This is a genomic window from Rubrobacter calidifluminis (genome assembly GCF_028617075.1).
GTDB lineage: Bacteria > Actinomycetota > Rubrobacteria > Rubrobacterales > Rubrobacteraceae > Rubrobacter_E > Rubrobacter_E calidifluminis.
In genome coordinates this window covers 1-23,451 of the sequence record NZ_JAQKGV010000010.1, presented here as the reverse complement: position 1 = coordinate 23,451, position 23,451 = coordinate 1, and the positions used below count along the sequence as shown (strand labels likewise).

Genomic DNA, 23,451 nt, shown 5'->3' with positions numbered 1-23,451 from the left:
GTCTACGAGCCGCTCAGCTCCGCCAGCGCGCGCTGGTTCTTCAGCGTGATCCTCCCGCCCACGATGTCGATCACGCCCCTGCCGCGCATGTCGTTCAGGACCTTGGTCACGGACTCGCGGGTCGAAGCCACCATGGCCGCGATCTCCTGGTGCGTGAGTCTGAGGTTTATGGTGGTGGTCCCGTTGTCATGCTGCTGCCCGAATTTCTGCGCCAGGATCGGCAGCAGGTTGGCCACGCGGACCTCGGTCTCGCGCGGCAGGAGACATTTCACCAGTTCCTCGTACTGCACCAGCCTCAACTCCATGAGGGTCAGGATCTTGAAGGCCACCCGTGCATCCTGGCGCACGGCCCGTTCTACGAAGATCTTGGGTACCTTGACCACCTGGCACTCGGTGACGGCCTCGGCGTAGGCCAGTTGGCGGGCCTCACCGGCGAAGGCGAGATGTCCGAAGATGTCCCACGACCTCAGGAGCCGCAGGGTGGCCTCCTTGCTGCCGGAGTAGGACCTGAAGAGCTTCACCACTCCGGAGACCAGTATGTAGAGAGCGTCGCCGTACTCACCCTCGCTGTAGATCACGTCCCCGGGCTGGTAGATCCTCTCCGCTACAGCTATACCGAGCCCCTCCAGCAGACCGAGCAGCTCCCTGCACTCCTGCTCCTGAACCTGCCTGTACTCGAGAGAGGGATCAACCTCCACCTCTGCCCCCAGAGTCGCCGATATTCAACGTGCTCCGCCCTCCTGTCACCACGAGAGATAGGCCTGCTCAAAACAGCACCGGTTATTGTACATTACCTCGCACTCTGGTAACTTTGCGGGCGGCAGTACAGCCCATAGAGTAAAATACATTTGTTGTGATGACCCGGAAGGAGGCGCGGTGCGTACCCTCTCGTTCGCCATACTGATCTTCGTGCTGATCTTCCTCTTCGCCTTCATGTTTGCCGTGCTGGGGAAGGGAGAGTACACGCCCTCCGGCTCCGGCGAACATCCTGCGCTCACCCGGTCTCTGGGCTGAGCACTCAGCCAGCCCCGCGCTCCAGCTCAACCTCGTAGAAGGAGATGGTGGGGTGCCCGGTGATGAGCCCGTCTGTATTGCCTCTATGCGCACGGGAGAACTCTGGACTCTTCACCCAGTTTTCGAAATCCTCCCGCCGCTGCCAGCGGGTGATCACCACAACCTCCCTGCCATCCTCGGAACTAAGCACCTCCATTGAGACAAAGCCGGGGAAGCTCTGCACGCTCCCGCGGCTCTCCCTGAACATCCCGGCCACCCGTCCGGCCGCCCCCTCGCGCACCGGCAGGCTGTTGAACACAGCTATCATCTAAGTACCTCTTTCATGTCCTGGACCTCGCCGCCACGATACCTCCTCCTCCCATGCGCTTGGCCATGTTGAGCGCCTTGAGGGCCTCGTTCAGAAGGGCGCCGGGCTCCCCAGCGTGCGTTGGATACTCCGCTATACCTGCATCCACCTGCAGTCCGACCTGCATCCCTCCCATCCTGGCAACCACGTTCTCGGCGATCCCGTAGGCCTCCTCCGCACCGACGCCGGGCAAAAGGGCGGAGATCTCGTCGTCCCCGAAGCGGGCGCAGACCGCCCCCTCTGGCACCACCCTCTGTACCGTCTCGGCGAGCGCGCGCACGGCGTCGCGGGCCCGCTCGACCTCTCCCGCAGCCACAACCTCGGAAAGCCCGGCAAGATCGAAGACGACTACCGAGAGCCGCTCGTTGTCGCCCACGGCCCGCGGCAACAACAGGCGTCCGAAGAGATCCCGGTCCGGCAACCCGGTGAGGAGATCGGTCGCCGCAGCCCGCCCCATGGCCTCCTCCATCTCCCTGCGCACCATGACGTCGAACTCTTCGAGCGCGGCGTGCGTCACCCAGTCGGAGGCCTGCATTAGCTTCACGAAAAAGCGGGCCACCACATCCCCCCCGAAACCCGAGAAATCGAGCTCCCGCTCGACCGACTCCCAAAGCACCCGGCGCAGCGTGGCGAAGTCCTCTATCACGCCGACGGCGTCACGCCCGTTCCCGTACTGGGCGGTGGCAACCTCGCGCACCAACCCGCGTGTCCTGCCTCCCAGGCTAAACGTCTCCACGGTCTCCGGGCTGCGCAGAAACTCTACGAAGACCTCGACGAGCCGTCCCATCTTCCGTGAGAGCGCGCCGGCCTCTCCTTCCGGAAGTTCCCGCAACCGCCTCTCCGCCCACCGCTCGATCACGCCTGGCAGGCAGCTTTCGACCCCCAGCGCTATAGTCTCGATGTCGTCCACGACTTTCACAGTATAACCGCCGATACGATGCAACTGGTGCACCATCTTCTACGTATATAAACCATGTACGGACGGAACATCATGGTATGCAGGCCAGACCACATGGTGAGTGCGAGTCCAGGATTGGGAGCTGAGATCAAGAGTAGTTTCTGAAACTGGTTTCGGGTAGAATGGAGCCTTGAGGGAGGTTGCGTTGGCCGAAAAGACAAACAGGATGGCGGGTAGGCTGGAGCGTGAGCTGGAGACCCCCGAGCTTCTCGCCAAATACCTCTCCCACATAAGCCAGGGCGAACTTCTCACCCACAGGGAAGAGATAGAGTTATCACGCCGCTACAAGCGGGGCGACCGCCGGGCGAGGACACGCCTGATAGAGAAGAACCTCAGGCTTGTAGTCTCGGTGGCGAAGAAGTACCGGGGATACGGGCTGCCTTTCGAGGATCTCATTCAGGAGGGCAACATCGGGCTGATGAAGGCGGTGGAGAAGTTCGACCCCGAGCGGGGCTACCGCTTCTCGACGTACGCCACCTGGTGGATCCGTCAGGCCGTGCAGCGGGCGGTTGCGGACAAGGGGCGCACCATCCGGGTACCGGTGCACATGACCGAGAAGATAAGGAAGGTGAGCCGCGCCGTGGCCGCGCTCGCGGTCGATCTCGAGCGGGAGCCCACTGAGGAGGAGATCGCGGAGAAGCTCGGCTGGAGCCTGGAAGAGGTCCGGCTGACTATGAGCGCCATCCCCGATGCAACGAGCCTCGACCAACCGGTCTCCAGCGAGGAGAGCTCCTCCGAGCTTGGGGACTTCATCGAGGACGAGCGCACATCGGACACCCCTGACGAGGTGATGCGCAGCCTGGAGACCGAGCAGCTCAAGGAGGCCATAACCAGACTCCCTGAACGAGCCCGCTACGTCCTGATCCGGCGCTACGGGCTCGATGACAGGGATCCCGCGACGCTCGCCGAGCTGGGCGAGGAGCTGGAGATCTCACGCGAGCGGGTGCGCCAGCTACAGCGCGAAGCCGAGCGCATCCTGAAAGCCGGGGAGTACGGCCGCATACTGCGCGACGCGGTGGCCTGAGAGAAACAAAGAGCAGGCTTCGACGATCCGGAGAGAGGGCGGAGCGTCGTGTTCCGCTCTTCTTCGTGCGCGGCATCTCTGCTAACCTCCAGAGTATGGAACGTTCGCGCCACCATCTCCTCTTGGCAGTAATCCTCTCCGTCGCATTCGTAGCCTTCTCGGCGATCGCGGCGGCCGGTTGGACACGCGGGGCCGACCTGTGGGTACTGGGTATCATGCAGGAGCACCCGGTGCGGGCCTTCGACGATATCGGTCTGTTCCTCTCCATCGCCGGCAGCGTCCCGGTAAGCACCCTGGCCATGCTGGCGGTCGCGCTCACCCTCAGGAGCCGGGGTCGGAGGCAGGCGTCGGGCCGTCTGATCCTGGCCTTTCTCGCAACGGCACTCGTCGAGGTCGCGATGAAGACGTTGCTCCCGCAGAGTCCGATCGAAGCCAGCGCCGTGCGGGTCGCCGCCCCTTCTCTGCTCATGGACTTCGAGACCCCCTTTCCCTACCCGAGCGGACACGTGATAAGGTCGGTGCTGGCGCTGGGCGCGCTGGCTTCTGTCTACCGGCGGACCATCCCGAAGGGTCTGATCCTTATGCTGATAGCACTGATGGCGATCAGCAGGATCTACGTCGGAGCGCACTGGACTTCGGATGTGGTGGGGGGACTGCTGCTCGGCACCGCAGCGCTGGCCTGGGTCTTCGCAGGCCGGGAGGTGAAGGAGGAAGGATGGAGATAGTGGTAGCGGGATCCGGAACCGTCGTTCCTAGGCTGGAGCGCGCCCAGAGCTGCGTGGTCGTCCGCACCGGAAGCGAGACCCTGGTCATGGACCCGGGCTCCGGAGCCCTGCGGGGCATGCTGCGCGCCGGGATCGACCCGCTGACGGTGGACCGCATACTCATCACCCACTTCCACCCGGATCATACCTCCGACCTCGTCTCCCTGCTATTCACCCTGAACTACGGCTCCGAATCCCCCCGCTCCCTGCCGCTGCACGTCTATGGGCCGGAACCTTTCGAGCAGTTCTGGTCGGCCCTGCAAGGCGCCTGGGGGGAGTGGATGGCCGGAGATTACCCGGTCGAGGTCCACACCCTGCCTGTGCGCGGAGGGGCCATGGAGCTTCCGAACGGAACCCTGCGCTGGGCACCGGCAAGACACCGGCCCGAAAGCATAGCCTACAGGCTGGAAGGAGACGGAAAATCTTTCGTCTACACCGGCGACACCGAGTACTGCAGGAGCATCCCCCGGCTGGCGCGCGGGGCTGACCTGCTGCTCGTGGAATGCTCCTTCCCAGACAGCTCTCCGGTTCCCGGACACCTCACACCCTCCGGGGTCGCCAGGATAGCCCGGGAGTCATCCCCGGCGCGCGTCGTCCTCACCCACATCTATCCGCAAGCAGACGAGAGGAACCTGCCGGAGGAAGTCAAGGAAAATGGCTATACGGGAGAAGTGTCCGTGGCCCGGGACGGCAGCAGGTTCACGCTCTGAACGGGATCAGGATGAAGCCGCACACTCCGCGCAGCGCCCGTGCAGCGTTATCTCGTACCAGTCCGTGTTGAACCCTGTCTCGCGCTCGACCTGCAGGACAAGGTACTCCATAAGCTCCTCGCTGAATTCGATCACCTTCCCGCACTCCCTGCAGCGGGCGTGGTGATGCATCCTACCGGTCGCCAGCTCGTACCGCGAGTAACCCTCGCCGAAATCCTCCTTGCGAACGATCCCCAGTTCCGTCAGGAGATCAAGGGTCCTGTATACCGTCGAGAGCCCGAGCTCGGGATGCTCGACCTTGAGCCGGTCGTGGATCTCCTCGGCAGATAGATGTCTCTCTCCCTCCAGCTCGCGCACGATGAGCCGCCGCTGGTTCGTCAGGCGGTATCCCCGCTCTTTGAGTATCTGCTCGAACTCCGTCATCTCTCTGAGTCTATCCCCTCCCACCAGCAGGATCAAGAACTGATCTTGTCCCTGTACTTGAAGAGCCTCCGGCGACCGGCGGGCCACCAGTTCCAGTCACCGAGGATACGCATGGCGGCGGGGACGAGCAGGATACGGATGATGGTGGCGTCGACGAAGACGGCCACGGCGAGCCCGAGGCCCACGGCTTTGGTCAGGACGATACCGCTGAAGGCGAACGCCCCGGTGACCACGATGACTATGGCGGCGGCCGAGGTAATGATACCCGCGGTGGTCGTGACGCCCTCCGTCACGCTCTCCGTATTGGATTTGCCACGCTCGTAGGCCTCCCTCACCCGGGAGAGCAGGAAGACCTCGTAGTCCATCGAGACCCCGAAGACAGTACAGAACATGAGAATCGGCAGCGTGGCGTCTATGAAACCCTCCGGGGTGAAGCCGAGCAAGCCAGAGAAATGTCCCTCCTGAAAAACGAAGACCATGGCCCCGAAACTTGCACTCAGGCTGAGAATATTGACGAGCACAGCCTTAAGCGGGATAAAAAGCGAGCGGAAGGTGAGGAAGAGGATCACGAAGGTCACCCCGAGCACGAAACCTGCGGCATACGGAACGTGGTTGTAGAGGCTGGATATGAAGTCCTTCTGCCCGGCCGAGAGCCCCCCGACGAGGATACTCGACCCTGCGGGGGTATCCACGCTCCGTATCCTCGCCACGGTATCGCGCGCCGCTCCGCTGTAAGGATCGGCGCTGGTCGTCGCCTGGATCAGGACCATATCGCCAGAGACCTCGGAGTGCAGGAGCCCCTTGAGCCGCTTCGAAGACTTCGCTTGAGGAAGAGAGAGGAAGTTCGCAACGCCCCGCGGCGTCACCCTGCCGTCAGTCGAGAGCCCCGCTGGAAGATCCGGCAACTTCACGAGGATTCGCCTGTCCACCTCGTCTCGAACGCGGGCCCGGACCTCCTTCTCAGCCCCGGGCGGCACGTAGCCGTAGTGGGCCCTGAGGGCCGCCAGGCGTTTTTCGGTTTCTTCGTCGATGAGCCTCGCCGCACGTTCGCGGGCCTTTTCGCGGGCAGAGGCGACTTTCCTGGCATAATCCCCCGCAACCGAGGCTGCCGCATCGTAGAAGCTGCTGGTCTCAGAGACCCCATCAACCGAGGAGATCCTCTCCTCCAGACGCCTGAGCTCGGAGAGCCCACGGGCACTCGTCGGGGAGTGCGGCAAGGTCGCCACTATCTCCACAGGGTTCAGCCGCGGATAGTCGAAATCGTGCCTGAGGATGTCGTCACCGACCCGGGACTCGTACTTGACCGGCAGCGCGGTAGCCTGCGGCAGACCGAGCCTCATGTGCCTGACCGGCAGGAGCATAAACCCGAGCACGACCGCGACCCCCAGGAGCACGAGCACCGGATGGCGCATGACAAGCCTCGCGCTGCGACTCCAGAAACCGATGCCCGGCGCACCGTGCCCCCGCCTTACGGCGAGGGCGTTCACCCGATGTCCCAGGATACCGAGCAGCGCCGGAAGGAGCGTGATCGCCGCTGCCACGGAGACGAAAACCACGAGGATCCCGGCGATGCCGATTGAACGCATGAACATGAAGGGGAAGAAGAGCAGTCCGGAGAGCCCGATCAGCACCGTACTCCCTGAGAAGAAGATCGAACGCCCGGCGGTCGCCACAGTCGTCGCCACGGCCTCCCCGACTGGCCGGACGTCGAGTTCCTCCCGGAATCGGCTCACCGCGAACAGCGCGTAGTCTATACCGAGCCCCAGCCCCAACATGGTGGCGATGCTGAGCACGAACACCGAAAGGTCGTAGAGATGTGAGACGAAGTAGAGGATTGCGAGAGAGATCAGAACGCTGACCCCGCCCACGGCAACCGGAACCCCCGCCGCCACCGCGGTCCCGAACGAGAGCAGGAGTATCACGAGCGCGAAAGGGAAAGCGAACCGCTCTGCGTGCCGCACGTCCTGGCTGGTGGCCTCGACTATGTCCAGGTAGACGGCCGGAGCTCCTGTAACGTACGTCCTGAGCCGGTCAGAACGAACCCTCTCCCTGACCTCGTCGACGAGATTTTGCACCCGATCGGCCGAGACGTCAAAGCCCACTACCGCGTAACTCTTGGTCCCGTCCCTGGAGACAAGATGGGGGTCTTTCGAGCCCGCATAGGTTCTGATGAAGCTCACCTCGGGCAGCCGTCGCACCCCCTGGAGAGCCCTGCGCTCCTCGTCCTGGAAGCGCGTGCTCCTAGCAGAGAGACCGCCGCCGTCGAAGACGACCTCGAGCGTCGTCGGGGCAACACCGAAACGGTGCACCATGAGAGACTGGACCCTCTCCGCCTCGGTATGCCCCCCACCGAACCCACCACCCTGGAGCCTGTCGGAGAGCCGGGGCGCGAAAAAGATGCTCGTGACGAAAAACATCGCCCACAGCAGGATCACGGCGCCCCGGTGTCGGTACACGAAGTCACCGAGAGGATGGAAACGATTCAAAGCTCGAAATCCCCCGCGCCACCGTTCATGGGTCCATGTTATACGCAGTCCATCCCCTCAGGGCTGGAGTATCTTTCACGACCCGCTTGAGGAGCGGGCCCTACGCGGAAGTGTATACGCGAGCACCGCCCCCACCACCGGAAGAAAAGCGAGCATGACCACCACGGTATGCAACCCGAAATGATCCGCTATCGCCCCGAGGGGTACCGCGCCGGCGCCGCCGAGTCCTATAGAGAAGCCCATCGTGACCCCGGCGGCGAACCCTATGCGGCCCGGCAGGTACTCCTGTCCCATGACGGTGGTAACGGCAAAAGTACCCACGGTCGAGGCTCCTATCAGCACCAGCGCCACCATCCCGGCCCCGGGTCCGAGCGTGGAGAAGACGAAGAGCAGGGGGGCCAGGAGACACATCGAAGCCAGTAGCACCCTCTTGCGCCCGAGCCTGTCGGCCAGCGGCCCGGCCACCAGCGTGCCGGCCGCCCCGCCGAGGAGCATAAGGGTGAGCGCCGTGTTGCCGAAGGCCTCGGAGGTACCGAGCACCTTGTGGTAGTAAGAGGAAACGAAAGAAACGAGCCCGAAGTAGACCAGGGAGCGCATCGCGACGACGAGCGTCAACCTCACGAACGGGCCCCACTCGTCCTGTTCCGCCGGAGATCGCCCTCCCGCGGCAGAGGCACCACCCGGCCGGAACTCTTTCAGACGAGGCAGCTCATGAAAGAGTACGGCCGACATGAGGGCGGCGGGTATGATCATGAAGAGCGTACCGGGCAGCCCGAAAACAACGACCAGCGGCGTCGCGATGGCGGGGCCGATCGCGAAACCGGCATTGCCGCCCACCGAGAAGAAGCTCATGCCACGCGCCCGCCCGCTCCCCGAGGAGACATAGTTCGCGAACCTCGCGGCCTCTGGATGGAAGGCCGCGACCCCCATTCCGCTCAGGACTACGCACAACAGTATGCTCAGGTATCCGGGCGCCACCCCCACAAGGGAGATCCCGGTCCCGGCCGCGAGGATGCCGAGCGGCATGAGCGCCGGGAAAGGCCTGCGGTCGGAGAAGACGCCAAAGAGCGGCTGGATTATCGAGGAGCTGGCCGTGGAAGCGAAGACCAGAGCACCGGCGGCGGCGAGAGATATCCCCCGGTGAGCCTCCAGGAAAGGTAGCAGCGCGGCGACCGCTCCCTGGTTAACGTCGGTGAACAAATGCCCTGCGGAGAGGGCTCCCATTCCGCGCCTATCGACGCTCCCTTTGGCAACCGTACTCAATACGTACCCCTCTCGAAATCATCGTGCGCCAAAATCCGACGAGACAGAGAGATACTACCAGTACTCGACGATCTCGTACGGCAACGCCGCCCACACAACGCGCTCCGCCACACGCGGGATCAGACCAAGTATCTCGGCGGCCTCACGCGTGATCTCCCCCGGCCCGACGTATCCACCCGGCTCCCTGACCTTCACGATATCCCGCTCCGAAATCCCCTCGATTCCGGCGAGGCTGCCCGCCTTCGAGAGTGCCTCCCGGAAACCGCCCACCTCGTCGACGAGCCCGAGCTCGTACGCCTCGACGCCACTCCAGACCTTACCCCCGGCGATCCTCTCGAGATCATCTTTGGGTAGATTGCGCCCGCGGCACACCCGGTCTTTGAATTCCTCGTAGCTGCGGTGCAGCTCGTCGCGCAGTACATGTAGCTCCTCCCCGGTCGGGGGCCGGCTTTCGTCGAAGATGCCGGCGTGCCTCCCGCGTTCGAGCGACACCGGGTGTACACCCGCCCTGCCGTAGAGCCTGGCGGCCACAGGGCGGGCGATGAACACTCCTATCGAACCCGTCAGGGTGGTTGAGTGGGCGACGATGTGGCTGGCCGGGGCGCAGACGTAGTACCCGCCGGAGGCCGCTGCGTCACCCATGAGCGCGACCACGGGTTTTCCGCGCCTGATCCTGTCCACCTCACGCCAGATGAGGTCGGATGCCAGGGCATCCCCACCACCGGAATCGATGTACAGAAGCACGGCCGCGACGGACCTGCCACGCTCGGCTGTTCTGAGCGCGCGGATGATAGAATCACTGCCGGCCTGATCCGAGCCCAGTACTGGTACCGGCACGGGCAACTTGCGACTCCGGCCCCGGGTTATGGTACCGGAGATCTCGACGAGTGCGACCCTTTTGCGCCTCGTACTGCGATAAGGCCGAGGCAAGGCACGTCGGGCTGCACTCCAATCCTTCACATCTCTGCTCCTCACCCCCAGGATGCCGGGCAGCTCATCTTCGTAGCACGCACCGTCGATCAGCCCGAGCTCCGCGGCGCATCCTGCGCTGTATGGAGCACCGTCGATGAGCTCGCGCACTCTCTCCTCCGGAAGACCGCGCCCCCGGGAGATGGCCCCAATCAAGGCCTGGTACCTGCGCTCGATCAGCCTCTCGGCCTGCTCCCTGGCTTCGCGGGAGAAGTCGTTGCGGGTGAAGATGTCCCCCGCCGACTTGTAGGGCGAAACCGCGAGCACCTCGACTCCCACCCCGATACGATCCAATGCGTCCTTCAGAAAGTTGACCCTGGTACGTAGCCCGATTACGGCGACCGTCGCCGAAGGGGGGCAGAAGATCTTCTCTGCCGCACAGGCCAGGTAGTAGGAGCGGGAGTCTACCGACTCCATGTATGCCATCACCCGCCCACCCTTCTCCCTGAAGGACACTATTTCCTGGCGCAGCTCTTCGAGCCTGGCGGACCCCGCGCTGAGCTCCCCCACCCGGAGCAGCACGCCAGTCCCGCGGCCGGCCGCCGCTACCATCCTGCGGCGGATCTCCTCCAGGCTGGGGGGTTCGGGGGAGGGCCGGAACCTACGGCGCAACAGGCCGGTCCTGTGGGAGAACCCGGGGAGGCTCCCCCATACCTCCACCCACACATACTCCGGCCTCCGGCGCAGAAGGCGTACGATCAGGTTGCGCACCGCAAGCAGCAGGTTCACTATACATCCCATAACCATCGCGCAATCGTATGGTACACCCCGGTAGCGTAAAGACCGTATGATAAACTTCGAATCAGGAATGGTTATCGATGGATCGACACATGACCTCCGGCAGGGTTGACGCGGAAATAAAGGAGAAGTTCCGGCGCTCCGGTTACACCCTGACCTCCCAGCGCCGGGCGGTGCTCGAAGCCTTGAAGCAGGCCGATGGTCATCCTTCGGCGGAGGACGTCTATCTTATCGTCAAGCGCAAGAACCCCCGGATAGCCCTCGGCACCGTCTATCAGGCGCTCTCGGTACTCGAGGAGATCGGGGTGATAAGCTCCAAGCATTGGGCCGAGTCTCCGATCCGCTACGATCTCAACCTGGAGCCTCACCTCGACATCCGCTGCATCCGCTGCGGTCGGGTCTCGGAGGTACCCGGCATACAGATAGGAGACCTGAAAGCCAGGGTGCAGGAGAACACACCGTACGAGGTGACCTCGGCAGACCTGGTGCTCGAGGGCATCTGCCCCGAGTGCCGCAAGGCCGGAGAGAGCTGAGCCCTTTCCCCTGAGAGGCACTTTACCGCCGACCCCTGAGGGGCTACCCTGATGCGGGTAGCGGACTGACTGCCGGCAGCGGTAGTATTCGAACGCGAGAGAACATGGGTGGAGGGGAAAGAGAAACCGGGCGCGAACTCGAGAGCCAGCTTGAGGCGGCGGGGGTCCTCATCGAAAGCCTCGAGCAGGAGGTTGCCAGTCTCAGGCACGAGCTGGCCCAGGCCCGGGTGGCCCTCAGAGCGGCCCGTGAAGGGATGGCGGCGCGGGAGCGCGCACCCGAAGAGACCGTGAGCCCACCAGAGGACGAGGTGCGCAGGATAAAAAGCGTTGCCGAGACGCGTGAGCGAGAGCTGCGCCGGGCGCTCTCTATCCGGCTCAAGGAACAGGAGGAGGACTTTCGGAAGCGACTCGCCGCGCTCGCTGAACAGCGCGAGGCAGACAGGCGGGCCTTCCTGGATCGTCTCGCCGCGCAGCAGGAGAAAAACCGGCGCGAGATCAGCAGTCTCAAGGAGAACCTCGAGGGGATGAAGCTCAGACGCGAGGCGGAACTTCGCGCCTACAACGAGCGTCTACGGCAGCTCGAGGAGGAGAACCTGGCCCTCAAAAACGCCATCCGGGAGGAACCAAAGAGACATACCCGGAATGGAGAAGCCTGGCATGAGGCCCCCCTACCCTCTCGCGACCGGGCAGGCTCCCCGGATGCAGCAGAACACGAGCCTGAGGCGGCGGAATCCGCGTACACGCTGCAGCTCGCCGTGGAGCGGTTCAACGCCAGCGAGCACACGCTCACCGCCGCAGCGACGATAAAGTCGTTCGGCCTGCCCGAGGTCAGGATCGAGCAAAAGAAGCATGATGGTTCGGTGGAGATCACGATCTCGTGGGGAGAGCTCGGCTGGAAGCGCTACACCTGCGACCCCGCTCTGCCAGCTCAAGCAGAGGTACTGCTCGAAGCGGAGGGCGCCGATCCGATCGAAATAATCCCCAACGCCCGCCTGGACCTGAGAGGCCGGCTCATGCTCGGCGAGGGAGCCCGCTAGCGTTTCCCCGTCTTGCCCGCACGCCGCTCGGCCCGCCTCACCCTACGGTTGTAGATCTGAAGCTGCCAGCCCCGCCCGGCCCCGATGAAAGACGCGGCCAGGGAGACTACGAACAGCACCCCACACAGCAGCAGGAAACCGGAATCCCGGAGCTGGGCAAAAGGATCGTGTGCCGCAGCGAGGTTCAACGCCGGTGAGACCACGAACAGCAGAACGGCCACCGCGATCCCGTGCATCCGCGGGCGTCCACCGGCCTTATACCCGGCCGCCATCCCTCCCCAGTACATTCCGAACGCCGCAGCGAAAACCACAACTCCCTCAGCCAGGGCAGACGTACGGGCCAGGCCCTCGGGGACGAAGGCTGTGAATATGGGAGCGGCGATGCCGAAGACCAGAAGCAGCTCCACGATGAGCGCGATGGCGAGCCCGAACACTACCGCCTTGAGGCTTCTCATATTCCCATTCTACCAACCCGGCGGGGTGGGGCTCTCAGGGGGCGCCAGGGTGACCGACGGGATTCGAACCCGCGACCTTCGGAGCCACAATCCGATGCTCTACCGGCTGAGCTACGGCCACCACGTTCCCGGCAGATGATTCTACCAGCAAAACCCGGCGAAATCGCCGGTGGCGCGCCCGGCAGGATTCGAACCTGCGGCCGGCGGATTAGAAGTTCGAAGAGACAGGTTCTAGCCCGTACTAATACGTCCGCAGATTCGGCTTATTTATGCGGTTTTGGCGGTTTGGCAGGTACCCTTCGTCCGTTCCGTACCGCTCCGCATCAGCTCGGTTGCGGTACGGTTGCGGTAAGTTTCGCCGGCCGAGTATGCGGCGAGGGGGATTAGGGGGCAGGGGCTGAAAGCCTCTGGAGGAGTTGGGCTGGAGTGACGACCTCGGCGCTGAAGGGTAGCTCGGCGTCGAGCAGGTGCCGATCCCAGGTGACGATGAAGTCTGCACCGGCGTCGTAGGCGAGGTCGGGTATCCACCGGTCTTCGGGATCGGGCACGCTGGGCCATTCCCAGCCTGGAGGCCGCCTGAGCTCGCCTTGCAGGCCCAGGTCCAGCGCCACCTCGAAGGCCCTGGCCGCGTTGAGGATCAAACCCTGCCGGTATCGGTTGCGGACGGTCCTCACCAACTCGACCAGGAAGGCGTCGGAGAGCGCCACCCTAATGTCCCCGGCGCCCACGGCGCGCAGGATCCGGTAGCTCGAAGCGCCCTCGTCGCCGATCAGGGCGGTTACGACCGCGTCCGTGTCGAGGACGACCAGCGGCCCGCTCAAAGGGGCTTATAGCCCTCGCGCCGGCGACGCTCTTCCCTGCGGTGCTCCCACTCCCGGATCTCCTCCGGGGTCGGCGCGGGCCTTCTCTCCTCTTTGAGGCCCAACCGCTCGCGCTCACGCCTGAGTTCTTCCCTCACCTCGTGCACGCCTTCCTGGGCGAGCCGCACTGCTTCGTCTTCAGGGAATTCGCCGGGGCGTTGGATCTCAGCCAGCCTCTCGACCGCGGTTCTAAGCTCCTTGACGGCCTCGGTGATCTCTTTGGCCGCGCGGGTCATCTCTTCGGTCTGTTTCTCTAACCGCTGTTCCATCTGAGGGCTCCTATCGTTCCGTCCAGATTGTCGCATGTTCTGCCCGATTACGTCGCCTTCCCCGAACTCGTCGCCCGCCTCCGCGCAAGCTCCCCCTCCGGGTCGTCAGTCTTACCCAGGTAGAGCTTCTTCTGCCTGCCGCCCTCGTGGTAGCGGAAGTACCAGTACGGTCCCTGTTCCTTGACCGTGCCGTCCTTGCGCACGTACCGGCGGACCTCCGCCTGGAGCGTCCCGTCCGCATGCGGGCGGTACTCCAGCACCCCGGAGCCCGCCGGCTTGCCATCTTTCCCGGAGGCATCGTCTCCGAGCTCCCGCAGCCGCAGCTCGAGCTCCTCTCGCAAGCGGGCGAGCCCCTCCCGGTCGAGGTCCTTCAAGCCCGCGATCATCCGGTCCAGGTCCACGCGCCTCCTCTCGCATGTGCGCGCACAGATATAGTACCATTGTGCGCTCTCTTCGGGAGATGGTCAGGGGGCGCCGGCCGTGTGCGCCGGCGCCCCGGCGGGAAGAGGGCGTGCGTCAGGGAGCCCCGGCCACGAAGGCGCGCAGGGCCGCCTTGTGGCGAGCCCTCGCCGCCTCGACCAGTAGGCCGTCGCGCGGGTAGAGCCCGCACACCCGCAGGTACAGGTCGTAGCTCTGGCGGATCGCCGCCTCGGTGACCGGCTCAGCCAACGGCTCCGCGACCGCCTCCGCCAACTCCTCGGCGCGCCGGGCGCGAAGCTCCGCCATGAAGGAGACCGCCCGACCGTGGCGCGAGGCGGCGATCACCGCCGCGAAGACGTGCTTGCACGCCTTGCACCGGTTTTGGAAGTCCGCGCAGGTGCAGGACTCCTCTTCGAGATCCACCGCGTAGAAGCGCGGGCAGCTGCACGAAGGCACCCGCCAGCGCCTGTCCTGCATGGGCCGGATATCCACTCCCCGCTCCCGGAAGAGAACGAGACCGCGCAGCGCCCGAGACGTCTGCCGCTCGTGTACACTTTGCTCACTCAAGGACCAAACCTCCTTGGGTCGCGCCCGGGGCGGGACCAGCGCCGCCGGGCTTCTTTACACTCCGCACTGATTGTGCGCGTACAGTAATAGTACGGCAACATGGTGTTTTCCCAACATTAATTTTGTTTGATTTGCAGGAAAATCTTCCAAGCTAGAAGAGAGACGGCGCCGGAAGATAGACAAAGCCGGGCACACCCGCCAGGCGAAGCGAAGACCAGGAAACAGGCACGGAAGGCCGAGGCCCGGCACACCAAACCGGAAGGCCAGCGGACAGAGCGCACCGGATGGCGAGTGATGAGCCAGGGCCAAGGGAGCCGCCGGCGGGCGGGAAGACGCACAAGGCCGACGCACCGGCGACCACCGCACGGGTGCGAGCAGCCAGGCGGGCACGCGGCGGACCGGAAAACGACGAGGCGCGCACCACCACGGCCGAGATGCAGCACGAGCGGACGGCGGCATCAACGCCAGGGGCACAGCCGACGCGGACGGAGCCGCCGGCGGAAAGCACAGCCGCCACCACGGGAGAGACAGGAAAGGGCGAGCCATGACGGGAGCCGCAGAAAGCTACCACCCCACCGAGAGGGAGTGCAGAAGAAGAGCCAGATGTGTCGCTGCCAGAGATCATGTTTTGCCTGCCTGGAGGCGGGAGGGACCGGGAGGGCGGGGATGTCAAGGGGTAGGGCACGGCCGGTATGGAGGCCCCTTGACACCCCTTTAAGGGCGGCTTAGCCGTCCCCGCCCTCCCGGTGTAGCCTTCCCTGGCGTAGGCAAAACCCGGAACCCGGTCAGATCATGCGTGGATCCTTCGATGTCGGCGGAACTTTCACTCTGCGTCCTCAATGTGATTCGGGGCGGTGTGCCGACCTCCGGGAGGCTCTCCGCCTTTACGGCGTTGCGCTTCTCGCGATGTTCGATGAGGGCCGGGGTCGGCGTAGAGAAGCGGAGCCGACTGCGGACCGTACCGATGAGGATCGCCTTCCACAAGCGGCGAGCTTTAGCTGGCCGCCCTGTCGGGGCGCGTTACCGGAGAATGTCTGTAGAGGGCCGGGGGCCGACCATCCGGGGCGGCCTGCGGCCCGTACCTCCGAGCCTCGCCCTGCGCCGTTCCGCCGGGAGAGCACAGCCCGGTTCCTGCCAGGTTGCCGCAGGCAACCCCGAAGGGGCGGCATAAAGCCGCCTGGGAGGTAGGTGTGCGAGCCTTCCCGTAGGCGTGGCGATGTCGCGATCCGGTCTCATAATCCCGCTTTGACGGCAGCGAAAGCCACTGCATCGATGCCGATCTGCGTGCTCTACAACTTTCTTGTTCGCCCGTCACGATCGTATGGTGCGAGACGGGCGAACAGCCTCAGAGCGAAGAGGAAGTCGACGGTTATTGCCACTTGGGGAGGTTGAAGGTGGGCCAGCACCAGGCTGTCGAGTAAATTGGCAAGGCTGCCGAGGACAAAGCCAAGTGCCGTTCCGCCGACTCCCACTCCGTCCCTCCGGGTCACGCCTTCGATGGTGATGCGAATAGGGCCGAACTCGCGCCAACGCTCGTCAGGCTCCGGGCGCTCTTCCGGCTCGTGCCTCCGCCCGGCACCGGTTAGCGGCCACGAGATTCATGCTCTCCTGCTCTGCGGAGCCGGGTGGTCGGGAAGCCGGATGACCATCAGGCGAGCGTGGCGGAGTCTTCAGGCCATGCTCGTGGAGGCCATCAGGGTCCCTGCCCGGCCCTCTACTCCACCTCCAGGTAGGTAGAGAGCAGCGCGAAGAGGGCGAAGCCGCCGATGAAGGCCAGGGACGAAAGCGGGGACTCGGGGACCTCCTCGACCGCCTCAGGCACCAGTTCCTCGACCACCAGCGTACTGAGAACCCCGGCGGTGAAGGTGAGCAAGAGGAGCTTGTTGAGCTCGGACGCGTCGCGCATCAGCCAGTAGCCGAGCGTGGCGCCCAGGAAGATGGGCGCCGCGAAGGCCGCCGAGAGGAGCAGGCGCCGGCTGCGCGGGACGCCCCTTCTCCTGAAGTTGGCGACGGTGGCGAAGCCTTCCGGGATGTCCGAGGGCACCTGTCCCAAAGCCAGGAGCAGGCCGAGGCCCACGGCCACCGTCGAGCCGGTGCCGACCATGATCCCGTCGGAGAAGAGGTCAACCGAGACGCCGAAGAAGATCACCCACGGCCCAGCTCCGCCCTCGCCGCCGTAGCGGTCGTTGAGGCGCTGTATGGCCCAGTCCACGGCCACGTAGAAGACGCCGCCCAGGACGAAGGCCAGAACGATGGCCCAGGCCGGGTCGGCCTCCAGCGCCCGGGGCATGAGCTCCACGGCCACCACGGCGACCACCACGCCGGCGGCCGAGTAGAGGGCGAGGTTGAGCATCAGGCGCGAGACGGGCACGAACTCGGCGAGCGCCCCGCCCGCGAAGTTGCCAAGTGCGGGCAACGCGGCGAACGCGAGTACGACCAGGTACTCGTTCAAGGGGCTGCTCCCTCGGGCGGCCGCGCTCCGAACGGGGCGCCAACGGCGTCAGGCACGCCCCTCCAACTCGCGCATGTACTGCACTTGGTTGCGTTGCGCGTAGCGGATCTGGTCGGCGAACAGGATCAGGCGGGGGTCCCTGGCCCGCCTTATCAGGTCGTCGGACATGGTTATCGCGCCTTCGTGGTGGGAGATCATGACGGGGTAGAAGCTCCGCTCGAAGGCGGCCCCGCTCATCGTCTCCAGCTCGTCCACCCGCCCGGTCGGCGGCATGCCGGGCATGCGCTCGTGCTCCTCTTCGGTCGGCTCGGGCATCTCGCCGCCGTACCAGTTGCGCCACCAGCGGCGCATCGCGTCGAGTTCCCCCACGTGCTCGGCGTACATCAGGGTCCCCAGCACCCGCGCCTCCTTTTGTGGGGCTTTGTCCCGCAGCAGGCGGGAGAGGCGGACCCCCAGCTCGTGGTGGGCCGTCATCTGCCGCAGGAAGCTCCTGCCGACCTCGATCTCCTGCTCCCGGTCGAAGGGCCAGCGGGGCTCATGCCCCTTGCGGGCGAGGACCTCGAGCAATGCGAGGGCCGCGATCGAGCCTCCCATCGCCAGGAGGGTCAGGCGCGCCAGCCGATCCTCGTCCGGGGTCGTCTCTTCCCCTGCGATGCGCCGCCGTATCCGCAGAAAGAGCGGGTAAGCGACGCTCGACGCCAGGTGAACGGTCAAGCCCGTCCAGTAGGGGACCTGCATTTTGAGCAGCCGCTGGAGGATCGGGATGGCGACGAAGAACTCGAACGCGGAGGACGCCACCGCCCACGGGATGGCCCCGGCGAGCAGGGCTTTCCTCTGCTTCTCCTGGCCGAGGTGCCCGATGCCGAGTCCGAAGTACGCCGCCGCCCACGCAAGGTCCACGCTCTGGTGGGTGAGGATGCCCGGGAGGACCTGGGGCCAGCCGGGCTCGGAGACGATCGCCCGGTCGCGCAGGTTGATGCTCGCTATCTCCATCCAGTCGAGCGGCACGTCGCGCCCGATCCTGGGTCCTCCCAGGGAGATAAGGACCGTCGAGAACGTGCCGCTGGCCAGTCCCGTAAGGGCGCCCGCGCGCCACCTGCCGTCCGGATCATGTTTATCGAAGAAGTCGCTCAAAGAGCCCACGCGAATTCTTCTCCTTTCCCGTCGTAGAGTGGGGCGCGTCACGCCAGAGCAGCCACACGACCAGGAAAACACCAACCGTTATCGCCGCGTCGGGCAGGTTGAAGGTAGGCCAGCGCCAGCTCCCCAGGCCGACGTCCAGGTAGTCGGTGACGCGCCCGTCGCCGAGGCGGTCGAGCAGGTTGGCGAGGCCGCCGCCGAGGATCAGGCCGAGCGAGACACCGCCCGCGCGGCTGTCCCGCAGGGATCGAGCCAGGTAAAGCGCGAAGACGACGAGCGCGAGCGCGGAGAGCCAGGGCACGAGCGGGGAGCCACCGAGCAGGCCGAAGGCCACGCCCGGGTTCTCGCCGAGGGTCAGGCGGAAGAGGTCGCCGGCCAGGGGGACCGTCTCGCCGTAGTCCAAGCCGCGTTCGGCCCACCGGCGCGCGAGGTACGCGCCGAGGACGGTCAGGGCGGCGGCTGTCGAGGTTACGCCAATCTTCCTGCCGAACCGTCGGGTCATGATCCCCCCGAGTTTAGCGGGATTATCGTACGGTACTTGCCACCCGCGGATTGCTCCGGCGGCTCCCCGGCGCGCTCGACCGTGACGTGGTCGAGCCCGTTTCCGGCGAGGAGGTGCGTGATCTCGTCGTGCACCATCCGCCACACGCGCTCCGGGTCGGCACCGGCCGCGGGATGCAGGCGCACGCGCAGGCTCGCCGGTGCGGTCTGCACGATCTGGAACAGCTCGACCCCCGGGGTGCGATCGACCAGCGAGCCGAACGCCAAAGGCGGAATGGTGACCCGCTCGCCGCCGATAGGAAAGGCGAGCACGTCGGCGGCGCGGCCCTGCACGCGGATGGCGGGCAGCGTGTTACCGCACGAGCAGGGGTCGGGCCGCTGCAAGATACTGTCGCCGAGGTCGTAGCGGATGATGGGCTGCACCCGGTTGGCGAGGTTCGTGAGCAGGACCGTGTGCGAGTGCTTGCCCGGCGCGACGGGGCGGTGGTCGGCGTCGACCGGCTCCAAGACGAGCCAGTCGCTATTGACGTGCAGCCAGCCGTGCTCGCAGCGGTAGCTGATGAAGGGGCACTCGGTGGCGGCGTAGCTGTCGCGGACCTTGGCGTCGAACGCCCCGGCGATCCGGTCGTACTCGCGTGCCGGGAGCCCCTCGGCCGAGAGCACCACCAGCACCGGGTCGATGCGCAGGCGGCCGGCCTCCCGCTCGCCGGCCAAGAGCGCGGCCATGCTCGCGTACGAGGCGACTATGACCGGCCGAAACCGGTTGAGTTGAGCCACCATCTCCGGTAGGGGCATATCCACCGGGAAGACCTGGACCCGTTTGCCGCGTAGGCGGGTGGCGGCTACCGCGGAGGCGAAGTGGCCGCCCATGGCGTTCACCATGGCCATGCGCCCGCCGCCGGCGAGGATGCCGATGACGTCGCCGATCCCGAGCCAGGCGCTCAGCATGCGGAAGACGAGGGCGCTGGTCACGGCCATGCTCCGGTCGTCCAGCACGAAGATCCCGCGGTTCCCGGTGGTGCCCGAGGTGGTGAGCAACGTGTACCTGCCCAGGAACCGCTCCCCGATGAGGTCGGGGTTCTCAACGAACGCCCGCGCCTTCTCGATGGTCACCTCACGGTCGGTCGCCCAGTCGTCGAAGCGCGCCATCAGCGCCTTCTTTGAGGTAATCGGCAAGAGCGTGGGATCCTCGATCTTCTCCGGCAGGTCCCGGTAGAGCTTGCGGTAGTACGGCGAGTTGGCACACGCGAAGGCCACCATCCCGGCAAGCCGGGCGCGCTGCCGCCGCTCGATCGCAGCCGGGCCTTGCTTTCTGGCCCTGCGCGCGTCGCGCAGCAGCCACAGCGGATGTTCGCGCGTCCTGCCGGGTGCGGTTGCCGCGCCGGTTGCTTTCGATGGTGCGCCGGACATGCCATCGACCTCCTTCAGCCGACCCTCCGGGCGACGCGCAGGCCGTTGGCGATGGCGAGAAGCTCCGATGTCTCGTGGGCGAAGACGGCAGCGGCGATGCCGAGCAAGCCGAGTACCGCGCCGGGGATGAGGACGGCCAGAACCAGTATGGAGAAGACGATGTTCTGCAGGCTTATGCGCTGGCTGCGCCTGGCGAGCCTGAGAGCGTAGGCAGCCTTGCGTGGGTCGTCGCCCATGAGCGCCACGTCCGCCGCCTCTATGGCCGCGTCGGTACCTGCGGTGCCCATCGCCATCCCGACGGTCGCCGTGGCAAGGGCCGGCGCGTCGTTAATGCCATCCCCGACCATCGCCACGGGGCCGTGCTCCCGCTCCAGCTCCTTTACGGCTTCCACCTTGTCCTCGGGCTTCAGGTCGGCGCGCACCTCGTCGATGCCCAGCTCCCGGGCGATGGCTCTGGCGGTGCGCAGGTTGTCCCCGGTGAGCATCGCTACCTCGTAGCCCATCTCGTGCAACTCTTCGATGGCGCGTTTCGCCTCCGGACGCGGCTCGTCACGGATGGCGAGGAGCCCCTCCACACGCTCTCCGGTCCCGACCAGGACCACCGTCTTGCCTTCCTCCTGAAGGTGCTCGATCTCTTCTAGCGTACCGTCGAGGGAAACCCCGAGATCGCGGAACAGGGCGGGGCTGCCCACGTAGACGGTCCGGCCGTCGACCTCGGCCCTGGCACCGGCACCGGTGAGGGACCGGAAATCCCTGACCTCCGCAGGATGTATGCCCTCCGAGCGGGCGCGCTCGACGATCGCCCGGGCCAGCGGGTGCTCGCTCAGGTGCTCGACGCCGGCTGCGACTCTCAGCATGCCGTCGGCCGAACCGTTGCCCGCGACGACATCGGTCACCACGGGCTTGCCGCGGGTGAGGGTTCCGGTCTTGTCGAAGGTGACGACCCTGACCTTCGCCAGGTTCTCCAGGTGGATGCCGCCCTTTATGAGCACGCCCTCGCGCCCGGCGCGGCCTATCGCCGCGGCAACCGCCACGGGGGTGGACATGACCAGGGCGCACGGAGCGGCGGCGACGAGCAGCACCACCGCGCGGTAGGCCCAGGTGTCGAAGGGGCCGCCGAAGAGCGGCGGGACGACCAGGAGCAAGAGCGCTCCCAAAAGGACGGCGGGGCTGTAGCGGCTACCGAAGCGGTCGATCCAGCGCTGCGCGCCGGACTTGACGCCCTGCGCCTCCTCGACCAGGTGGATGATCTTCTGCAACGAGTTCGACTCGAAGTTCGTCGTCGCGCGCACCTTCAGGGAGCCTGTGGCGTTTATGGTCCCGGCGAAGACCTTCTCCCCCTCGCCCTTCTCCACCGGCACCGACTCGCCCGTCACCGCCGACTCGTCCAGGCTGCTTGCGCCCTCCAGGATCTCACCGTCCGTTGGGATGCGCTCGCCGGGCCTGACCAGGAAGAGGTCGCCGACCGCAAGCTCCTCCGCCGGGACCGTCTCCTCGCGCCCATCCTTGAGGAGCGTCGCCGTCTCGGGGGCGAGGTCCAGGAGCGCCCGGATGGCGGTGCGGGTCCGGGCGTAGGTGTACTCTTCGGTCGCCTCGGCGCCGGCGTAGAGGAAGACCAGGAAGGCGGCCTCGAACCACGCGCCCAGGATCACCGCTCCCACGGTCGCGAACGCCATGAGGACCTCGATGCCGACCTCGCGCTCCTCTACGAGTTCCTCAAGACCCTCGCGCGCCCAGTAGTAAGCGCCGATCAGGATGACGAGGACGAAGACGGAGATCGGTACGTAGGCCGGAAAGCCCGTGAAGCGCTCGATCAGCCACCCGATCAGCAGCAGCGCGCCCGCGATGAGGGCGTTGCGCATCGGCGGGAAGAGATACCACGGCCCCTCAAAGCCCTCGACCTCTTCGTCCTCGTCTCTCTCTTCGGTCTCTACATCCTCGCGCTCGCGAAGTCGTTCTTTGGCCACGTTTTGCTCCTTTCTTTTAAGGTCTGCGTACGGTCAAAGCCCTAGGCGGAAGTCGCCCCTCGCTCTGCGAGGACGTGTCCCACGCAGTCCTCAAGGAGCCGGCGCAGATGCTCGTCTTCGAGGCGGTAGTAGGCCAACCGGCCCTCCTTACGGAAGCTCACCACCCCCCGATCCCTCAAGCGCTTGAGCTGGTGGCTCGCGGCGCTGATGGAGAGCCCCGCCACCGCGGCTACATCACAGACGCACAGCTCCTCCACCGAGAGGGCGTAGACGATGCGTGACCGCGTGGGGTCGGAGAGGAGCCCGAAGATCTCCGTCGCCCTCCGCGTGACCTCCTCCTCCGGCAAAGCCTCCCGAGCTCGCCGCACGGCCTCCGCGTGGATGACGTCCACCTCGCAGACGCCCTCGCTCGCGATCCGCTCCAGATCCTTCTCTTTGTCGTCGATCGCTCGCACGCGATACTCTCCTATAGTTGAACGACAATCGAAATAATGCTATACCGGCGCGTATGGAGCGTCAACTTGCCAGGGCGGCGCGATCCGCAGGAAGGCGGGCGGAGGCGGTCGGGTTCCGGTTCGGGGTTCCGGGCGGAGAAAGCCGGCGAGCGACCAACGACGGCGAAGAGGGAGCCGTTCGGGAGAGGAGAAAGAGCGGTGAGGACTTACACGGTTGGGGACACTATCACACTGGAGCTGGACCTGAGGGACTCAAGCGGCGTCTCCCGGGTCGATGCCCTTTTCAGGGAAGACGCGAGCGGTCGCGTCATATCCATGCACGGTGACGGCGGCGGAGAGAAAGAGGTGACCGTGAGGCTCGAGGTGGGGCTTACCGACGAGACCTTCCCCGGCGAGTACCGGTGCCGGTTCGTCGACGCTTACAACACGCGGGGCGGCAAGGACACCCACCACCCGGATATACGCTTCAGGGTCCAGATGTTCCCCGCCGAAGGCGGCGGGCCGGAGCTGGTGGAATGGCGCCTATCGTAGAGTCCGGCAAAGATCAAGTAAACGCCGGCATAGATACTGTTGGTTTATTCGCCGGAGAGCCACGATCAGCTCACCGGAGCCAGAGCCGCCAATCGGGAGCGCCGAGTTACGGCGGTAGGAACACCGTTGAGCCAGTTAGCGATCCGTCCCACGTTAACC

General features: G+C 65.5%; 25 protein-coding genes and 1 tRNA gene. 7 read left to right on the top strand and 19 right to left on the bottom strand.

What is annotated here, in order from left to right:
* Positions 1 to 2: 2 nt before the first annotated feature.
* Positions 3 to 698 carry a Crp/Fnr family transcriptional regulator gene (locus PJB24_RS09310; RefSeq protein ID WP_273845125.1) on the bottom strand — a complete coding sequence of 232 codons (696 nt, stop codon included), beginning with the start codon at positions 696 to 698 and terminating at the stop codon, positions 3 to 5.
* A 178-nt stretch (positions 699 to 876) separates the two neighbouring features.
* On the opposite strand from PJB24_RS09310, the gene PJB24_RS09305 reads away from it, so the two are divergent.
* On the top strand, positions 877 to 1,014 hold the full coding sequence (locus PJB24_RS09305; RefSeq protein ID WP_273845123.1) for a hypothetical protein: 138 nt from the start codon (positions 877 to 879) through the stop codon (positions 1,012 to 1,014).
* Between the two features lie 4 nt (positions 1,015 to 1,018).
* Here the strand turns inward: PJB24_RS09305 and PJB24_RS09300 are convergent, their stop codons facing one another.
* Positions 1,019 to 1,321 carry an antibiotic biosynthesis monooxygenase family protein gene (locus PJB24_RS09300; protein WP_273845120.1) on the bottom strand — a complete coding sequence of 101 codons (303 nt, stop codon included), beginning with the start codon at positions 1,319 to 1,321 and terminating at the stop codon, positions 1,019 to 1,021.
* Positions 1,322 to 1,334: 13 nt separating this feature from the next.
* Positions 1,335 to 2,279 carry a GGDEF domain-containing protein gene (locus PJB24_RS09295; protein ID WP_273845118.1) on the bottom strand — a complete coding sequence of 315 codons (945 nt, stop codon included), beginning with the start codon at positions 2,277 to 2,279 and terminating at the stop codon, positions 1,335 to 1,337.
* Between the two features lie 184 nt (positions 2,280 to 2,463).
* Here PJB24_RS09295 and PJB24_RS09290 point away from each other — a divergent pair, with 184 nt between their 5' ends.
* The 3 genes from PJB24_RS09290 to PJB24_RS09280 all read left to right on the top strand — a co-directional run bounded on the left by PJB24_RS09290 (position 2,464) and on the right by PJB24_RS09280 (position 4,816).
* Entirely contained in the window at positions 2,464 to 3,342 is an 879-nt protein-coding gene (locus tag PJB24_RS09290; protein ID WP_273845117.1) for a sigma-70 family RNA polymerase sigma factor, read from the top strand.
* A 95-nt stretch (positions 3,343 to 3,437) separates the two neighbouring features.
* On the top strand, positions 3,438 to 4,067 hold the full coding sequence (locus PJB24_RS09285) for a phosphatase PAP2 family protein (protein WP_273845114.1): 630 nt from the start codon (positions 3,438 to 3,440) through the stop codon (positions 4,065 to 4,067).
* The gene (locus PJB24_RS09280; RefSeq protein ID WP_273845112.1) at positions 4,058 to 4,816 is read left to right on the top strand and encodes an MBL fold metallo-hydrolase; all 759 of its coding nucleotides are present in this window, start codon (positions 4,058 to 4,060) and stop codon (positions 4,814 to 4,816) included. The genes PJB24_RS09285 and PJB24_RS09280 overlap by 10 nt, the downstream gene beginning before the upstream one ends.
* A gap of 6 nt (positions 4,817 to 4,822) precedes the next feature.
* Here the strand turns inward: PJB24_RS09280 and PJB24_RS09275 are convergent, their stop codons facing one another.
* The 4 genes from PJB24_RS09275 to PJB24_RS09260 all read right to left on the bottom strand — a co-directional run bounded on the left by PJB24_RS09275 (position 4,823) and on the right by PJB24_RS09260 (position 10,686).
* Entirely contained in the window at positions 4,823 to 5,239 is a 417-nt protein-coding gene (locus PJB24_RS09275) for a Fur family transcriptional regulator (protein ID WP_273845110.1), read from the bottom strand.
* Positions 5,240 to 5,271: 32 nt separating this feature from the next.
* The gene (locus tag PJB24_RS09270; protein WP_273845109.1) at positions 5,272 to 7,695 is read right to left on the bottom strand and encodes an MMPL family transporter; all 2,424 of its coding nucleotides are present in this window, start codon (positions 7,693 to 7,695) and stop codon (positions 5,272 to 5,274) included.
* A 105-nt stretch (positions 7,696 to 7,800) separates the two neighbouring features.
* Positions 7,801 to 8,925 carry an MFS transporter gene (locus tag PJB24_RS09265; protein WP_273845107.1) on the bottom strand — a complete coding sequence of 375 codons (1,125 nt, stop codon included), beginning with the start codon at positions 8,923 to 8,925 and terminating at the stop codon, positions 7,801 to 7,803.
* A gap of 117 nt (positions 8,926 to 9,042) precedes the next feature.
* Complete coding sequence (locus tag PJB24_RS09260) at positions 9,043 to 10,686, bottom strand: S49 family peptidase (RefSeq protein WP_273845105.1); 1,644 nt, start codon at positions 10,684 to 10,686, stop codon at positions 9,043 to 9,045.
* Positions 10,687 to 10,775: 89 nt separating this feature from the next.
* Between PJB24_RS09260 and PJB24_RS09255 the strand changes: the two genes are divergently transcribed.
* Together PJB24_RS09255 and PJB24_RS09250 are read left to right on the top strand one after the other, a co-directional pair.
* Entirely contained in the window at positions 10,776 to 11,228 is a 453-nt protein-coding gene (locus PJB24_RS09255; RefSeq protein ID WP_273845103.1) for a Fur family transcriptional regulator, read from the top strand.
* A gap of 104 nt (positions 11,229 to 11,332) precedes the next feature.
* Positions 11,333 to 12,265, top strand: coding sequence for a coiled-coil domain-containing protein (locus PJB24_RS09250; protein ID WP_273845100.1), 933 nt, complete (start codon positions 11,333 to 11,335; stop codon positions 12,263 to 12,265).
* On the opposite strand, the gene PJB24_RS09245 is transcribed toward PJB24_RS09250, so the two are convergent.
* The 12 genes from PJB24_RS09245 to PJB24_RS09190 all read right to left on the bottom strand — a co-directional run bounded on the left by PJB24_RS09245 (position 12,262) and on the right by PJB24_RS09190 (position 22,761).
* On the bottom strand, positions 12,262 to 12,720 hold the full coding sequence (locus tag PJB24_RS09245) for a hypothetical protein (RefSeq protein WP_273845098.1): 459 nt from the start codon (positions 12,718 to 12,720) through the stop codon (positions 12,262 to 12,264). The genes PJB24_RS09250 and PJB24_RS09245 overlap by 4 nt on opposite strands.
* Positions 12,721 to 12,768: 48 nt before the next feature.
* Positions 12,769 to 12,841: transfer RNA gene (locus PJB24_RS09240), tRNA-His, on the bottom strand.
* 262 nt (positions 12,842 to 13,103) lie between these two features.
* The gene (locus PJB24_RS09235) at positions 13,104 to 13,541 is read right to left on the bottom strand and encodes a putative toxin-antitoxin system toxin component, PIN family (RefSeq protein ID WP_132689249.1); all 438 of its coding nucleotides are present in this window, start codon (positions 13,539 to 13,541) and stop codon (positions 13,104 to 13,106) included.
* On the bottom strand, positions 13,538 to 13,849 hold the full coding sequence (locus PJB24_RS09230; protein WP_132689247.1) for a hypothetical protein: 312 nt from the start codon (positions 13,847 to 13,849) through the stop codon (positions 13,538 to 13,540). Before PJB24_RS09230 ends, PJB24_RS09235 begins: the two co-directional genes overlap by 4 nt.
* 47 nt (positions 13,850 to 13,896) lie before the next feature.
* A complete protein-coding gene (locus tag PJB24_RS09225; RefSeq protein WP_143527110.1) occupies positions 13,897 to 14,250 on the bottom strand; it encodes a DUF6788 family protein in 354 nt (117 codons plus the stop codon).
* Between the two features lie 115 nt (positions 14,251 to 14,365).
* On the bottom strand, positions 14,366 to 14,836 hold the full coding sequence (locus tag PJB24_RS09220; RefSeq protein WP_132689242.1) for a hypothetical protein: 471 nt from the start codon (positions 14,834 to 14,836) through the stop codon (positions 14,366 to 14,368).
* Positions 14,837 to 16,550: 1,714 nt separating this feature from the next.
* Complete coding sequence (locus tag PJB24_RS09215; RefSeq protein WP_132689233.1) at positions 16,551 to 17,288, bottom strand: ZIP family metal transporter; 738 nt, start codon at positions 17,286 to 17,288, stop codon at positions 16,551 to 16,553.
* Positions 17,289 to 17,336: 48 nt separating this feature from the next.
* A complete protein-coding gene (locus PJB24_RS09210; RefSeq protein ID WP_132689231.1) occupies positions 17,337 to 18,431 on the bottom strand; it encodes a DUF305 domain-containing protein in 1,095 nt (364 codons plus the stop codon).
* On the bottom strand, positions 18,403 to 18,930 hold the full coding sequence (gene lspA, locus PJB24_RS09205) for a signal peptidase II (protein WP_132689228.1): 528 nt from the start codon (positions 18,928 to 18,930) through the stop codon (positions 18,403 to 18,405). Before lspA ends, PJB24_RS09210 begins: the two co-directional genes overlap by 29 nt.
* On the bottom strand, positions 18,927 to 20,339 hold the full coding sequence (locus PJB24_RS09200; protein ID WP_273845084.1) for a phenylacetate--CoA ligase family protein: 1,413 nt from the start codon (positions 20,337 to 20,339) through the stop codon (positions 18,927 to 18,929). The genes lspA and PJB24_RS09200 overlap by 4 nt, the downstream gene beginning before the upstream one ends.
* 14 nt (positions 20,340 to 20,353) lie before the next feature.
* Positions 20,354 to 22,306, bottom strand: coding sequence for a heavy metal translocating P-type ATPase (locus tag PJB24_RS09195; RefSeq protein ID WP_273845082.1), 1,953 nt, complete (start codon positions 22,304 to 22,306; stop codon positions 20,354 to 20,356).
* A 41-nt stretch (positions 22,307 to 22,347) separates the two neighbouring features.
* Complete coding sequence (locus PJB24_RS09190) at positions 22,348 to 22,761, bottom strand: ArsR/SmtB family transcription factor (protein WP_207890325.1); 414 nt, start codon at positions 22,759 to 22,761, stop codon at positions 22,348 to 22,350.
* A 198-nt stretch (positions 22,762 to 22,959) separates the two neighbouring features.
* Between PJB24_RS09190 and PJB24_RS09185 the strand changes: the two genes are divergently transcribed.
* Positions 22,960 to 23,292: a hypothetical protein gene (locus PJB24_RS09185; protein WP_219975194.1), complete on the top strand. Its 333-nt coding sequence runs from the start codon at positions 22,960 to 22,962 to the stop codon at positions 23,290 to 23,292.
* The last annotated feature ends 159 nt before the right edge of the window (positions 23,293 to 23,451 follow it).